The sequence below is a fragment of the Nonomuraea corallina genome (assembly GCF_027620315.1).
Taxonomy (GTDB): Bacteria; Actinomycetota; Actinomycetes; order Streptosporangiales; family Streptosporangiaceae; genus Nonomuraea; species Nonomuraea corallina.
Genome location: NZ_JAPNNL010000208.1, coordinates 1 through 12195, shown reverse-complemented (window position 1 = coordinate 12195; position 12195 = coordinate 1). Strand labels below are relative to the sequence as shown.

The 12195-nt window shown below is 73.9% G+C and carries 12 protein-coding genes and 3 tRNA genes; 5 read left to right on the top strand and 10 right to left on the bottom strand.

From position 1 onward, the window contains the following. The 3 genes from OUY22_RS32475 to OUY22_RS32465 all read left to right on the top strand — a co-directional run. The coding region (locus tag OUY22_RS32475; RefSeq protein ID WP_270159080.1) for an SDR family oxidoreductase at positions 1–623 on the top strand (623 nt) is incomplete at its 5' end. A gap of 162 nt (positions 624–785) precedes the next feature. After that, a complete protein-coding gene (locus OUY22_RS32470; protein ID WP_270159079.1) occupies positions 786–1382 on the top strand; it encodes a DUF1349 domain-containing protein in 597 nt (198 codons plus the stop codon). Positions 1383–1457: 75 nt separating this feature from the next. Beyond that, entirely contained in the window at positions 1458–2375 is a 918-nt protein-coding gene (locus OUY22_RS32465; protein ID WP_270159078.1) for an NHL repeat-containing protein, read from the top strand. 9 nt (positions 2376–2384) lie between these two features. Here OUY22_RS32465 and OUY22_RS32460 read toward each other — a convergent pair whose 3' ends face one another. The 9 genes from OUY22_RS32460 to OUY22_RS32420 form a co-directional block, all read right to left on the bottom strand. Then, positions 2385–3098 (bottom strand): CE1759 family FMN reductase, encoded by a 714-nt coding sequence (locus OUY22_RS32460; protein ID WP_408638237.1) that lies wholly within the window; start codon positions 3096–3098, stop codon positions 2385–2387. Further along, positions 3095–4216 carry an LLM class flavin-dependent oxidoreductase gene (locus tag OUY22_RS32455; RefSeq protein WP_270159077.1) on the bottom strand — a complete coding sequence of 374 codons (1122 nt, stop codon included), beginning with the start codon at positions 4214–4216 and terminating at the stop codon, positions 3095–3097. The genes OUY22_RS32460 and OUY22_RS32455 overlap by 4 nt, the downstream gene beginning before the upstream one ends. A 74-nt stretch (positions 4217–4290) precedes the next feature. Then, positions 4291–4941, bottom strand: coding sequence for a Rossmann-fold NAD(P)-binding domain-containing protein (locus tag OUY22_RS32450; RefSeq protein ID WP_270159076.1), 651 nt, complete (start codon positions 4939–4941; stop codon positions 4291–4293). A gap of 126 nt (positions 4942–5067) precedes the next feature. Beyond that, positions 5068–5141: transfer RNA gene (locus OUY22_RS32445), tRNA-Lys, on the bottom strand. A 35-nt stretch (positions 5142–5176) separates the two neighbouring features. Further along, a complete protein-coding gene (locus OUY22_RS32440) occupies positions 5177–6583 on the bottom strand; it encodes a hypothetical protein (RefSeq protein ID WP_270159075.1) in 1407 nt (468 codons plus the stop codon). A gap of 57 nt (positions 6584–6640) precedes the next feature. Beyond that, positions 6641–8245 (bottom strand): bis-aminopropyl spermidine synthase family protein, encoded by a 1605-nt coding sequence (locus OUY22_RS32435; protein ID WP_270159074.1) that lies wholly within the window; start codon positions 8243–8245, stop codon positions 6641–6643. Positions 8246–8354: 109 nt separating this feature from the next. Beyond that, positions 8355–8429 (bottom strand) — tRNA-Val (locus OUY22_RS32430). 14 nt (positions 8430–8443) lie between these two features. Next, positions 8444–8515 (bottom strand) — tRNA-Gly (locus OUY22_RS32425). A gap of 84 nt (positions 8516–8599) precedes the next feature. Beyond that, positions 8600–9346 carry an SDR family NAD(P)-dependent oxidoreductase gene (locus tag OUY22_RS32420; RefSeq protein WP_270159073.1) on the bottom strand — a complete coding sequence of 249 codons (747 nt, stop codon included), beginning with the start codon at positions 9344–9346 and terminating at the stop codon, positions 8600–8602. Positions 9347–9442: 96 nt separating this feature from the next. On the opposite strand from OUY22_RS32420, the gene OUY22_RS32415 reads away from it, so the two are divergent. Both OUY22_RS32415 and hutH read left to right on the top strand, forming a co-directional pair. Then, positions 9443–10147 carry an ArsR/SmtB family transcription factor gene (locus tag OUY22_RS32415; protein ID WP_270159072.1) on the top strand — a complete coding sequence of 235 codons (705 nt, stop codon included), beginning with the start codon at positions 9443–9445 and terminating at the stop codon, positions 10145–10147. Between the two features lie 16 nt (positions 10148–10163). Then, positions 10164–11714: a histidine ammonia-lyase gene (hutH, locus tag OUY22_RS32410; RefSeq protein WP_270159071.1), complete on the top strand. Its 1551-nt coding sequence runs from the start codon at positions 10164–10166 to the stop codon at positions 11712–11714. Here hutH and OUY22_RS32405 read toward each other — a convergent pair. After that, positions 11711–12195: RidA family protein (locus OUY22_RS32405; RefSeq protein WP_270159070.1), on the bottom strand; the 485-nt coding region annotated here is incomplete at its 5' end. The genes hutH and OUY22_RS32405 overlap by 4 nt on opposite strands.

The following is a 12195-nucleotide window of genomic DNA, read 5'->3' as shown; positions in this document are numbered from 1 at the left end:
CCGGCGCGGACGTCACCCGCGAGGACGAGGTCCGGGAGGCGGTCCGGCAGGCCGTGCTCGCCTTCGGCGGCGTCGACCTCGTGGTCAACAACGCCGGGCTGTCGCTGTCGCGGTCGCTGCTGGAGACCACCCTCGACGACTGGGACCTGCAGCACGACGTGATGGCGCGCGGCTCGTTCCTGGTCTCCCGCGAGACCGCCCGCGTCATGATCGACCAGGGCCTGGGCGGCGACATCGTCTACGTCTCCTCCAAGAACAGCGTCTTCGCCGGCCCGGACAACCTCGCCTACGGGGCCGCCAAGGCCGACCAGGCCCACCAGGTACGGCTCCTCGCCGCCGAACTCGGCGGCCACGGCATCCGGGTGAACGGCGTCAACCCCGACGGCGTGGTCCGCGGCTCGGGCATCTTCGCCTCCGGCTGGGGCGCCAACCGGGCGGCCGTGTACGGGGTGGAGGAGGAGAAGCTGGGCGAGTTCTACGCCCAGCGGACGCTGCTGAAGAAGGAGGTGCTGCCGGAGCACGTGGCCGCGGCCGTGTTCGCGCTCACCGGAGGCGACCTGTCGCACACCACCGGCCTGCACGTCCCCGTCGACGCCGGGGTGGCCGCGGCGTTCCTCCGCTGACCCGCACCGCGCCCCGGGTTCTCCTCTCCCGGGGCGCCGGCCCGCCCCCCGGCTCCTTCACCCGGGGCGGACGGCGGGTCCGCGAACCCGGGGCGCTTGACGAAAGGGCCGTCGGTGTGCGCCAATCCACACGTCCACGACGACTCCGGAGGAAGGCCCGTGATGGCTGCCGTATCCCTGCCCGCGTTCCCCGCGCCGCTGCGCTGGCTCAACGAGCCCGAAGGGTGGAGCGTCGAGGGTGACGACACGCTCGTCATCACTGCAGCCGCGGGCACCGACCTGTTCTCCGACCCCGGCGAGCCGAACCGGTACGCCAACGCCCCGGCCCTCGTGGGCCGCCTGGACGGGGACTTCACGCTCAGCGCCCGGGTCAGGCTCGACCTGCGCTCCACCTTCGACGCGGGCGTTCTGCTGCTGCACGCCGACGCCGACCGCTGGGCCAAGTTCTGCCTCGAACTGTCCCCGCAGGGCACCCCCACCGTCGTCTCGGTGGTCACCCGCGGCGTCTCCGACGACTGCAACTCGGTGCCGATGCGCGGCGACGACATCCGGCTCCGCGTCTCGCGCGTCGGCTCGGCGTTCGCCTTCCACGTGGCCGAAGGGACGGGCGCGTGGAGCCTCATCCGCTACTTCGCGCTCGACGGGGATCTCGAGGTCGGCTTCCTCGCCCAGAGCCCGATGGGGGACGGCGCCACCGTCCGTTTCGAGGACGTCCAGTACACCCCGAAACGGCTGTCCGACCTGCGCAACGGCGAGTAGCGGGAACCTGCGAGGTCGCTGTGAAGGCGGGCCCTGGGCCTTTGCGGCGGCCTCGCGCGGGGAGATGGTGGCTGGATGAGATCAGCGATCCTCAAGACCGCGCTCTGCGCGGCCCTCACGGCCGGGCTCCTGACACCGCCCGCCCAGGCGGCCACACGGCCCGCCACCTTCCCGCTGCCGGCGGGGTTCCAGCCGGAGGGCATCGAGATCGGCCCTGGCCCGTACGCCTATCTGGGGTCGCGGGCCACCGGCGACATCTACCGCGCCGACCTGCGCACCGGCCAGGGGAAGATCATAAGCAAGGGTCCCGGCACGCAGTCGCTCGGACTCAAGACCGACGACCGCGGGCGGTTGTTCGTCGCCGGGGGCAACGCCGGCGACGCCCGCGTCGTCGACCTGCGCACCGGCGCGGTGATCAAGTCGTACCGGCTCGCGACCGGCACCGCGTTCGTCAACGACGTGCTGCTGTTCCGCGGCGCCGCCTGGATCACCGACTCGGCCAACCCGGTGCTCTACAAGCTGCCGCTCGGCCGCCACGGCAAGCTCCCGCGGCAGGCCGAGACCATCCCGCTCACCGGCGCCATCCAGTACGCCACCGGCACCAACGCCAACGGCATCGCCCCGACGCCGGACCGGCGCAACCTGCTCATCGTGCAGTCCAACACCGGCAAACTGTTCAAGGCCGACCCCGGCAGCGGCGTCACCACCGAGGTCGACCTGGGCGGCGAGTCGCTCGTCAACGGCGACGGCCTGCTGCTGCGCGGACGCACCCTGTACGTGGTGCAGAACCGGCTCAACACGGTGGCCGTGGTCCGCATGAGCGTCGACGGCTCCTCGGGCCGGGTCGTCGACCGGCTCACCGACGACCGGTTCGACGTGCCCAGCACGGTGGCGGCTTTCGGCGGGCGGCTCTACCTGCCGAACGCCCGCTTCACCACCCCGCCGGCCCCCGACACCCCGTACGACGTGGTCTCCGTCAAGGCGCGGCGCTGACCGCAGGGGTCAGCGCGAGGGCCGGATCGAGGCCAGGTACTCCTGGAAGGGGACCACCTCGTCGAGGTCCGCCCCGGCGTCGCGACAGCCCGCCGGCCCGCTGGACGCCCCGCTGACAGCCGGTCCGCCGGTCTCCCCGGTCGCCGCTCCGCCGGCTTCCACGGCCGCCGGCCGGCCGGCGGCCGGGGCCGTGCGGCGCATGAGGTCCGCCAGTTCGGCCGCCGCGCGGTCGATCCGGTCCGCCAGCCCGTCGGCGTAGGCGTCCCCGCCGCCGCCCCAGTCCTCCGTGGCCGCGTACACGGCGGTCGGCGTCACCACGGCGCGCAGGTACGCGAAGAGCGGCCGCATCGCGTGCTCCAGCACCAGCGAGTGCCGGGGCGTCCCGCCGGTGGCGGCGATCAGCACCGGCTTGCCCGCCAGCGCCTTCGGGTCGAGCACGTCGAAGAACGACTTGAACAGCCCGCTGTAGGAGGCGGTGAACACGGGGGTGACCGCGATCAGCCCGTCCGCCCCGGTCACGGCGTCGATCGCCGCCCGCAGCCGGGCGTTGGGGAAGCCGGTGACGAAGGCGCCGGCGATCTCCACCGCCAGGTCGCGCAGCTCGACGACGACGGGCTCCGAGGCCCCGCCGAGCCGCTCGGCGGCGGCCCGCGCGAGGCGGTCGGCGAGCAGGCGGGTGGAGGACGGCTGGGTCAGCCCCGCCGTGACGACGACGAGCTTCATCGGTTGACCTCCTTCTCCAAGGCATCATCCACCGGCGCGTCCTTCGCGCGTGCGGCGGCGAGGCGGGAGGCGTGGGTGGGGGCGTCGGGGACGCCGGCCGGGCGGCCGATCGCGAACTCCTTGCGCAGCACCGGCACGACCTCCTCGCCGAGGAGGTCGAGCTGCTCCAGCACCGTCTTCAGCGGCAGCCCGGCGTGGTCCATGAGGAACAGCTGGCGCTGGTAGTCGCCGAAGTACTCGCGGAACTGGAGCGTACGGTCGATGACCTGCTGCGGGCTGCCCACCGTCAGCGGCGTCTCGGCCATGAAGTCCTCCAGCGACGGCCCGTGGCCGTACACCGGGGCGTTGTCGAAGTACGGGCGGAACTCGCGGATCGCGTCCTGGGACTTCTCCCGCATGAACACCTGCCCGCCGAGCCCGACGATGGCCTGCTCCGGCGTGCCGTGCCCGTAGTGGGCGTACCGCTGCCGGTAGAGGGTGATCAGCCGGACGAAGTGCTCCTTCGGCCAGAAGATGTTGTTGGCGAAGAACCCGTCACCGTAGTAGGCGGCCTGCTCGGCGATCTCGGGGCTGCGGATGGAGCCGTGCCACACGAACGGCGGCACCCCGTCCAGCGGCCGAGGCGTCGAGGTGAAGCCCTGCAGCGGCGTGCGGAAGCGGCCTTCCCAGTCGACGACGTCCTCGCGCCACAGCTTGTGCAGCAGCGCGTAGTTCTCCACGGCCAGCGGGATGCCCTGGCGGATGTCCTGGCCGAACCACGGGTAGACCGGGCCGGTGTTGCCACGGCCCATCATCAGGTCCACCCGGCCGTCGGCCAGGTGCTGGAGCATCGCGTAGTCTTCGGCGATCTTGACCGGGTCGTTCGTGGTGATCAACGTGGTGGCGGTCGACAGCACCAGCCGCTCGGTCTTGGCCGCGATGTAGCCGAGCATGGTCGTCGGCGAGGACGGCACGAACGGCGGGTTGTGGTGCTCGCCGGTGGCGAACACGTCCAGGCCCACCTCCTCGGCCTTGAGCGCGATCCGCATGATCGCCTTGATGCGCTCGCCTTCGGTGGGCGTGCGCCCGGTGGTCGGGTCCATGGTCACGTCGCCGACACTGAAGATGCCGAACTGCATTTTAGTCACCCACTCGTACTGTTGAACTTTCAACAGCTAGCTCAGCGTCCAGGCTCGCCCGGTTATTCCCCTGGTCACAGCGCGTTGACGGCCGCCGCGTCCAGGACGCGGCCGGGCGCTCCCCGCTCGGCCACCGCGATCATAGCCCGCCCGATCTGCTCCGTCGTGGTCACCGCCGAGGGGAACAGCCGCCGCAGCACCGGATAGAACGGCGCCGCCACCACGTACGCCAGCCGGTAGAGCCTGGTCCTGGACGTGGCCCCGTACATCGGCTGGACGTAGCCGGGGCGGAACAGGTAGACCTCCAGCGGCAGCGCCAGCAGCGCGTTCTCCGTCTCACCCTTCACCCTGGCCCACATCGTGCGGCTGCGGGCGTCGGTGCCGATCCCCGACACGTACACGAACGTCGAGCCGGGGCTCAGCCCGGCCAGCGTGCGCGCCACCGACAGCGTGAGATCGTAGGTGAGGCGCCGGTACTCGCGCTCGCCCATGCCCGCCGACGACACCCCCACGCAGAAGAAGCAGGCGTCGTAGCCGGCCAGATCGCCCGCCACCGGCGTCAGGTCGAACAGGTCGGCGTGCCGGATCTCGCGCAGCTTGGGGTGCGTGCGGCCGGTCGGGGAGCGGCCGACGGCCAGCACCGCCGTCACCCGGTCGTCGGCCAGGCAGGCGCGCAGCACGCCCTGCCCGAGCATGCCGGTGGCGCCGAACACGATGACCCTCATGGGACCCTCCCGACCGAAGCCTAACCGGCCAGGTCACGGGCCGCCTCGCGCAGCCGGTCCAGGCGTCGCCATCGGAGTGGGCAGGCCGCCCCCGTGACACCCGGACCGGCGCGCGGGCGTCGACGGTCCCGCCGGCCGGGCTCGAACCGGCGTCCACCCGGGCCGAAGAGCCAGGCGCTCTACCTCTGAGCTACGGCGAGGCAGCCCTCAGTCTGGCGGACGCCCGGTGATCGCGCTAGCCGTTTTCCGCCCGCGGTTCCCGGGCCGGCAGCTCGCTGACCACGACGCCCGAGGCCAGCCCGTGGGCGGCGTCCGCCGCCAGTTCCGGCTTGACCGCCCGGCCGCCGAAGACCCCGGACCGGCGCAGCAGCGCCGCCCACACCGGGTCGGCCACGCTCACCCCGTGCACCAGCTCGGGCGTCGGCCGGAACACCGCCACCCCGCGGCCCGGCGCGGGCGCCGTCCAGCCGGACCCCGCCGCGTCAAGACCGGCGGCCACGCACGCGGCCTCCACGTCGGCGCGTGTGCACCGGGCCGTCCCGTCGAGCACCTCCCACGGCAGCGGCAGCCCCGCCCACACGGCGGTGTCGGGGTCGACGTCGCCGCCTTCCCGGCGGTGCCAGCCGGCCAGGTCGGCCGCCATCAGCCGCATCACCTTGCCGGGGCAGGCCGCGTCCAGCAGGCCGAGCGCGTTCAGCGACCGCAGGCAGGCGAGCCATCCGGCACGGGCGGCGTTGTAGGCGACGGCGAAGGTGTTCCAGGTGGTCGAGTCGTCACCAGGGCGCACGATCATGTTCTTCTTGTCGGCGTCGTCCCTCCACCGCTCGCGCAGCAGCTCCGCGCTGTCCCGCATGACGGCCGACCACCGGCCCAGCAGGCGCCCGCGCTCCTCCTCCGGCAGCCGCGCCAGCACCTCGGGCGTACTCCGCGCCTGCGCGATCATCCACCAGTCGGCGTCCTCGCCGCAGCGGGCGAGGAGCACCTGGGCGATCTCGTCGAACGGGTTCTCCCGCCCCGACAGGCTGAACTCCCTGCGCTGCTTGCGGCGCGCGGTGTAGTACGCGACGAAGCAGGCCGCGTCCACGTCGTCCGCGAACCTCTCGTACGGGATCTCGGCCGCGAACCCGGCCAGCCCGACCCGAAGCAGCCGGCGCTTGGCCCGCTCGACCTCCAGCACGCCGGCCTTGGCCGCCACCCTGCGCAGCACCCGGAACCTGCGGTTGTACTGGCGCTTGGACAGATCCACGCCCGCGGCCTCGCGCGCCTGCCGGTTGAGCCGGTCGCGCAGGAAGTCACCCCGCTCCGGCGCCCACCCGATCGGCTCCCCGGTCCGCGCGGCGAACTCCAGCAGCGCGGCCGGATCGTCGCCGTCCGCGTCGAGCTCCTGGTCGAACAGCCGGTTGGCCGCCGCCACCTGGCGGGCGCCGCCGACCGGCGGCGCGAACTCGGCCGGCATCGAGGAGAACCAGCCCTGGCGCCGCGCCGAATGCCGGGCGGCCCGCTCCAGCACCACCCGCTCACGGCGCCCGAGCCGCCCGCCCAGCACCCGCAGCACCAGCTCGGCGACGTCCTCCGGCCGATCGCGCCGGCTCAGCGACGCGTGCAGGTCCCGTACCACGGCGTCGTCCCGGATCACGCTCATGCCGCCATCTTCCCGCCCGTCCGGCCGTCTTTCGACCGTATTTCGCGAAGGCGGCGGTCACTCCTGGACGCCGGCCGAGAGCGAGGCGGTCACGGCGGCGGGCAGGTCGCGCAGGCGGTGGGCGGGCAGCTCCAGCACGGTGACGTCGTCGGCCCACGGCGCCACCCGGGTGACGATCTCGCGGGCCTGCCGCTTGGTCAGCCCGGTGTCCGCCCTGGTCAGACCCTCCCGCCAGGTGTTGGCGAGCTTGCCGTGGGCGTGGTCGAGGATCGCCCGGAGCAGGCGCCCCGGCGCGTCCCGCGCGGGATCGGTGCGTACGGCGTCGAGGACCGGGCCTTCCGCGGTGATCCGGTAGACCGGGGACAGCAGCGCGGTCAGCCCGGCCAGGTCGTCCGGCGGCCCGGCGAGCGACACCCGCACGTGCCCGGCCCGGGTGGCCAGCAGCAGCCGCGGGAGCGCGGCCTCCATGCCCGCCGGCACCGCGACGGCCACGCGCTCGGGCGCGGCGGCGTACGGCTTGGCCAGCCAGGTGGACAGCCGCGCCCGGGGAACCCTGGGGGACAGGCCCTTCGGCCAGTCGCCGACCAGGACGCCCGGCTCGAAGCCCTCCGGCAGGGCCGGGCCGGCGTCCGCCGGGCGGGACTCCACGGACTGGGGGCCCTTGGTGTAGATGGCGGTCCCGTAGCGGTCGGCCCTGGCGGCGACGGCGGGCCGGGTCTTGGTGGTCGGGCGCAGCACGTAGAGGTCGGCCGCCGAGCCGATGGCCTCCGCGCCGAAGTAACGGTTGAAGTCTGGATACATCGCCTCGTAGGCGAGGTTGAGCTCGTGCAGCGACTCCTGCACCTTCAGCGCCAGCATCGGGGTCCGCTCGCTCGCCCCGTACGCGAGCAGCACCCGCCCCCGGTCCGGGTCGCGCAGCCCTTCGACCGCCCTGGCGACGAACAGCCCCACCCCTTCGGGCGTGTACGGAGGATCGGTGACGGCCAGGTCGGCCCGTTCGCGGACGGACGGCGGCAGGCCGAGGCGCAGGTCGGCCCAGCGGGTGCGCACCGTGACGCCCAGCCGCCCGGCCTGCTCGTCGATGTAGGCGAGGATCCGCTCGTCGACGTCGACCACCGTGACGTCGGCCCCCGGATGGATCAGCTTGATCGCCAGAGAGGTCAGATCGTGGTCGCCGACGCACAGCACCCCGGCGTCCCGCAGCCAGAACCGCGCCCCCAGCAGCAGCGCCCGCCGCACGACGGTCTCCGGCGTCGCCGCCACGTGATCGAGCACGTGCCGCCCGCGCGGCGCCCCGGCGATCAGCCGTTCCAGGACCTCCACCACCCCGGCGTGCCGGGGCAGCAGGTGGGCGACCGGGTCGGCGGGCGCGGGCCCTGGCTCCGCGTCCTCGTCGAGCAGGTCCTCGTTGAGCAGGTCCTCGTCGAGCAGCTCGCGGCAGGCGGCGGCCTGCTCCGGCGTGAGCCGGAACCGGTCGACGGAACGCTCGGGCGACACCTCGCGCAGCAGCGACTCGACGCCCCGCCTGGAGGTGGCGGTCTCCCGGACCAGATCGGCGAGGGTCCACCAGCCGCCCTCGCACAGCAGCGCGAGCGCGGTGCGGAACCGCCGGGCGTCCACCCCCGAGTCGGCCAGCACCTTCCGCACGCCCTCGCCATCCATGAGCAGGACTCTATCGGCAGGGATCACCCCCACCGGCCGGCCCTCGCACAGGCCGCGAACGCGGAAAAGGCCAGGCCCGTGAGCACGGGACCTGACCTCTTGGCGCGGATGGTGGACGATACTGGGATTGAACCAGTGACCTCTTCCGTGTCAGGGAAGCGCTCTCCCGCTGAGCTAATCGTCCGCGTACGAGACCCGAGCGGAAGACGGGATTCGAACCCGCGACCCTCACCTTGGCAAGGTGATGCTCTACCCCTGAGCCACTTCCGCGCCCGCCCGGCGAACACCGGGTGACGAGAGAACTCTAGCGAATACTCGCCGACTCCCCAAACCGGATTGTCCCCGCCCGACCGGTCAGGCCGGGGACGGCGTGTGCCCGCCGTTGACGGTGAAGCGCTGCCCGGTCACGTACGCCGCCTCGTCGGAGGCGAGGAACGCCACGGCCGCCGCGACGTCCCTGGGCGTGCCGATCCGGCCCACCGGGACGTCCGCCACGTAGTCGTCGACCTCCAGGCCGGCGTGCCGCTCGACCGGGACCCAGCCGGGCGCGACCACGTTCACGGTGATCCCGTACGGGCCGAGCTCGCGCGCCCAGCACCGGGTCATCGCGTGCTGGGCCGCCTTGGCCGCGGTGTAGGCGGAGGTGCGCGGCAGGCAGCGGTCCACGACGTCGGAGCCGATCTGGATCACCCGGCCCCTGCCCCGCTCCCGCATGGCGGGCAGGCACGCCTGGACCAGCAGGGTCGGGCTCTTGACGAAGAACGTGAGCTGGTCGAGCTGGGCCTGCCAGGTGAGCTCCTCGACGCCCAGCTCGGGCTGCGGCCCGGTGGCGTTCAGGACCAGCGCCTCGACCGGCCCGAGCGTCCGCGCGACCTCGGCCACCAGCCCGGCGGCGGCGGTCTCGTCCGTCACGTCCGCGGGGAACGCCTCGGCCCGCCCGCCCGCCGCCCGGATCTCGCTCGCCACCTCGGCGGCGCCGGCGGCGTCGGACCGGTAGTTGACCGCGACCGTCCAGCCGTCCGCGCCCAGCCGGCGCGCGATCGCGGCGCCCAGACCCCTGGAGGCGCCGGTGACCAGCGCGACTCTTGCCTGCTCATGCACGCCCGTCACCCTATCGAGGAGCATGGGCCGCGCGCCCCCGGGTAGGCGGGTGACGGTTCGACCGGAGCCGAAGCGTGCCTGAGCTACCGTCGCCGCATGGACCGTCACACCGATGCCGACATCGCGCCGGTCGCGGCGCTCATCGCCGACCCGGCCAGGGCGGCGATCCTGACGGCGCTGCTCGGCGGGCGCGCCCTGGCCGCCGGCGAACTCGCCCGGGTGGCCGGGGTGAGCCCGGCCACCGCCAGCTCCCACCTGGCCCGGCTGCTCGACGGCGGGCTGGTCGAGGTGACCCGGCAGGGCCGCCACCGCTACTACCGGCTGGCCGGACACGAGATCGCGGAGGTGCTGGAAGTGCTCGCCAGGATCAGCGCGCGGCCGCCCGTCCGGTCGCTGCGGCAGTCACGGCAGGCCCGGCTGCTGCAGGAGGCGCGCACCTGCTACGACCACCTGGCCGGGCGGGCCGGCGTCGCGCTGCTGGACGCGCTGCGCGGGCACGGCTGCCTGGACGGCGAGCGGGTCACCCCGCAGGGCGAGCGGCTGCTGGCCGGGCTGGGCGTGGACGTCGCGCGGGCACGCCGGACCAGGCGCAGGTTCGCCCCGGAATGCCTGGACTGGACCGAACGCCGGCCCCACCTCGGCGGCGCGCTCGGCGCCGCGGTCACCGCGGTGCTGCTGGAGCGCGGCTGGTACCGCAGGGGCAGCCTGCCACGCGCGGTCGAGCTCACCGGAGAGGGCCGGGAAGGGCTGGCCGCGCTGTTCCCCGGTAAGGAGCTAACATCGCATTCGCCGGTTACCTGAACGGGAGAAGCACATCATGCGCGACAACGAGGTCGTGAACGTCGGTCCCGAACCCCTCACCTTCGACGACGTCATCAGGGTGGCCCGCCACGGCGCCCCCGTCCGGCTCACCGACGACGCCATGGCCGCGGTCTCGGCCGCCCGCCAGCGCGTCGACGACCTGGCCGAGGCCCCCGTCCCCGCGTACGGGATCTCGACCGGGTTCGGCGCGCTGGCCACCCGCCACATCGACCCGGCCCTGCGCGCCCAGCTGCAGCGCTCGCTGGTGCGCTCGCACGCCGCCGGCAGCGGCCCCGAGGTGGAGACCGAGGTGGTGCGCGCGCTCATGCTGCTGCGCCTGCACACGCTCGCCACCGGCCACACCGGCATCCGCCCCACCACGGCCAAGACCCTGGCCGCGCTGCTCAGCGCGGGCATCACGCCGGTGGTGCACGAGTACGGCAGCCTCGGCTGCTCGGGCGACCTCGCGCCGCTCGCCCACGTCGCCCTCACCCTGATGGGCGAAGGAGTCGTACGCGACGCCTCAGGAAAGCCGATGCCGGCCGCCGAGGCGTTGAAGCAGGCCGCGATCGAACCCGTCGAACTGGCCGCCAAGGAGGGCCTGGCGCTCATCAACGGCACCGACGGCATGCTCGGCATGCTCGTCCTGGCCATCGCCGACCTGACCAGGCTCGCCAGGACGGCCGACGTCAGCGCCGCGATGAGCGTCGAGGCGCTGCTCGGCACCGACCGCGTCTTCGCCCCCGAGCTGCAGGCCCTGCGCCCGCACCCCGGCCAGGCCGCGGCCGCCGCCAACATGGTCAGGCTCCTGGCCGGCTCCGGCATCATGGCCAGCCACCGCGACCCCGAGGCGTGCACCCGCGTCCAGGACGCCTACTCGCTGCGCTGCGCCCCGCAGGTCGCCGGCGCCGCCCGCGACACGATCGCGCACGCCGCCGCCGTCGCCGCGCGCGAACTGGCCGCCGCCGTCGACAACCCGGCCGTGCTCGACGACGGCCGGGTCGAGTCCAACGGCAACTTCCACGGCGCGCCGCTCGCGTACGTGCTGGACTTCCTCGCCATCGTGGCCGCCGACCTGGCCTCCATGTCCGAGCGGCGCACCGACCGCTTCCTGGACGTGGCGCGCAACCACGGCCTGCCCGCGTTCCTGGCCGACGACCCCGGCGTCGACTCCGGGCACATGATCGCCCAGTACACGCAGGCGGCCGTCGTCTCGGAGCTGAAGCGGCTGGCCGTGCCCGCCAGCGTCGACTCCATCCCGAGCAGCGCCATGCAGGAGGACCACGTCTCCATGGGCTGGTCGGCGGCCCGCAAGCTGCGCCGCGCCGTCGACGGGCTCACCCGCGTGCTGGCCGTCGAGGTGCTCACCGCCGCCCGCGCCCTCGACCTGCGCCGCCCGCTCACGCCCGCCCCGGCCACCGCCGCCGTCGTCGAGGCGCTGCGCGAGAGCGTGCCGGGGCCGGGACCCGACCGGTTCCTCGCGCCGGAGATCGACGCGGCGGTGCGGCTCGTGGCCGAGGGCGGCGTGGTGGCGGCGGCCGAGTCCGTCACCGGCCCGCTCGCCTAGGAAGGCAGCGCGACGATCGCGTCCACCTCCAGCAGCAGCCCCGGCATGAACAGCTTCGACACCTCCACGGTCGTGCTGGCCGGGGGCGTGCCGGTGATGTACTTCCTGCGCACCCGCCCGTACTCGGCGCGGTCGTCCATGTCGGTCAGGTACGTGCGCAGGAACGCGATGTCGCCGAACCCCGCGCCCTGGTCGGCGAGGATCGCGCCGAGACACCGGAAGACGTGCTCGGCCTGCTCGGTCATCGACCCCTCGCCGACGAGGCGGCCCTCCTCGTCGAAGGCGGCCTGGCCGGACACGTAGAGCGTGTCGCCGACGCGGACCGCGTGCGAGTACATCCCGTTCGTGGCCGGCACGCCGGCCGGGTTGAGCGGCACGGCCCGTCCCGCCCCGGCACGCTGATCCGCGGCGGCCAGGCCGCTTCCGGCCGGACGGGTTCCGGTGTGCCCGCCCGCGGCGGCCGGGCCGGCTTCGAGGTGCT

Bases quoted from the DNA above. Each gene is read 5' to 3' on its own strand.
- OUY22_RS32440 (WP_270159075.1), bottom strand. From the start codon at position 6,583: ATGAGCGTGATCCGGGACGACGCCGTGGTACGGGACCTGCACGCGTCG.
- OUY22_RS32415 (WP_270159072.1), top strand. From the start codon at position 9,443: ATGGACCGTCACACCGATGCCGACATCGCGCCGGTCGCGGCGCTCATC.
- OUY22_RS32470 (WP_270159079.1), top strand. From the start codon at position 786: ATGGCTGCCGTATCCCTGCCCGCGTTCCCCGCGCCGCTGCGCTGGCTC.
- OUY22_RS32435 (WP_270159074.1), bottom strand. From the start codon at position 8,245: ATGGATGGCGAGGGCGTGCGGAAGGTGCTGGCCGACTCGGGGGTGGAC.
- hutH (WP_270159071.1), top strand. From the start codon at position 10,164: ATGCGCGACAACGAGGTCGTGAACGTCGGTCCCGAACCCCTCACCTTC.
- OUY22_RS32455 (WP_270159077.1), bottom strand. From the start codon at position 4,216: ATGCAGTTCGGCATCTTCAGTGTCGGCGACGTGACCATGGACCCGACC.
- OUY22_RS32465 (WP_270159078.1), top strand. From the start codon at position 1,458: ATGAGATCAGCGATCCTCAAGACCGCGCTCTGCGCGGCCCTCACGGCC.
- OUY22_RS32450 (WP_270159076.1), bottom strand. From the start codon at position 4,941: ATGAGGGTCATCGTGTTCGGCGCCACCGGCATGCTCGGGCAGGGCGTG.
- OUY22_RS32460 (WP_408638237.1), bottom strand. From the start codon at position 3,098: ATGAAGCTCGTCGTCGTCACGGCGGGGCTGACCCAGCCGTCCTCCACC.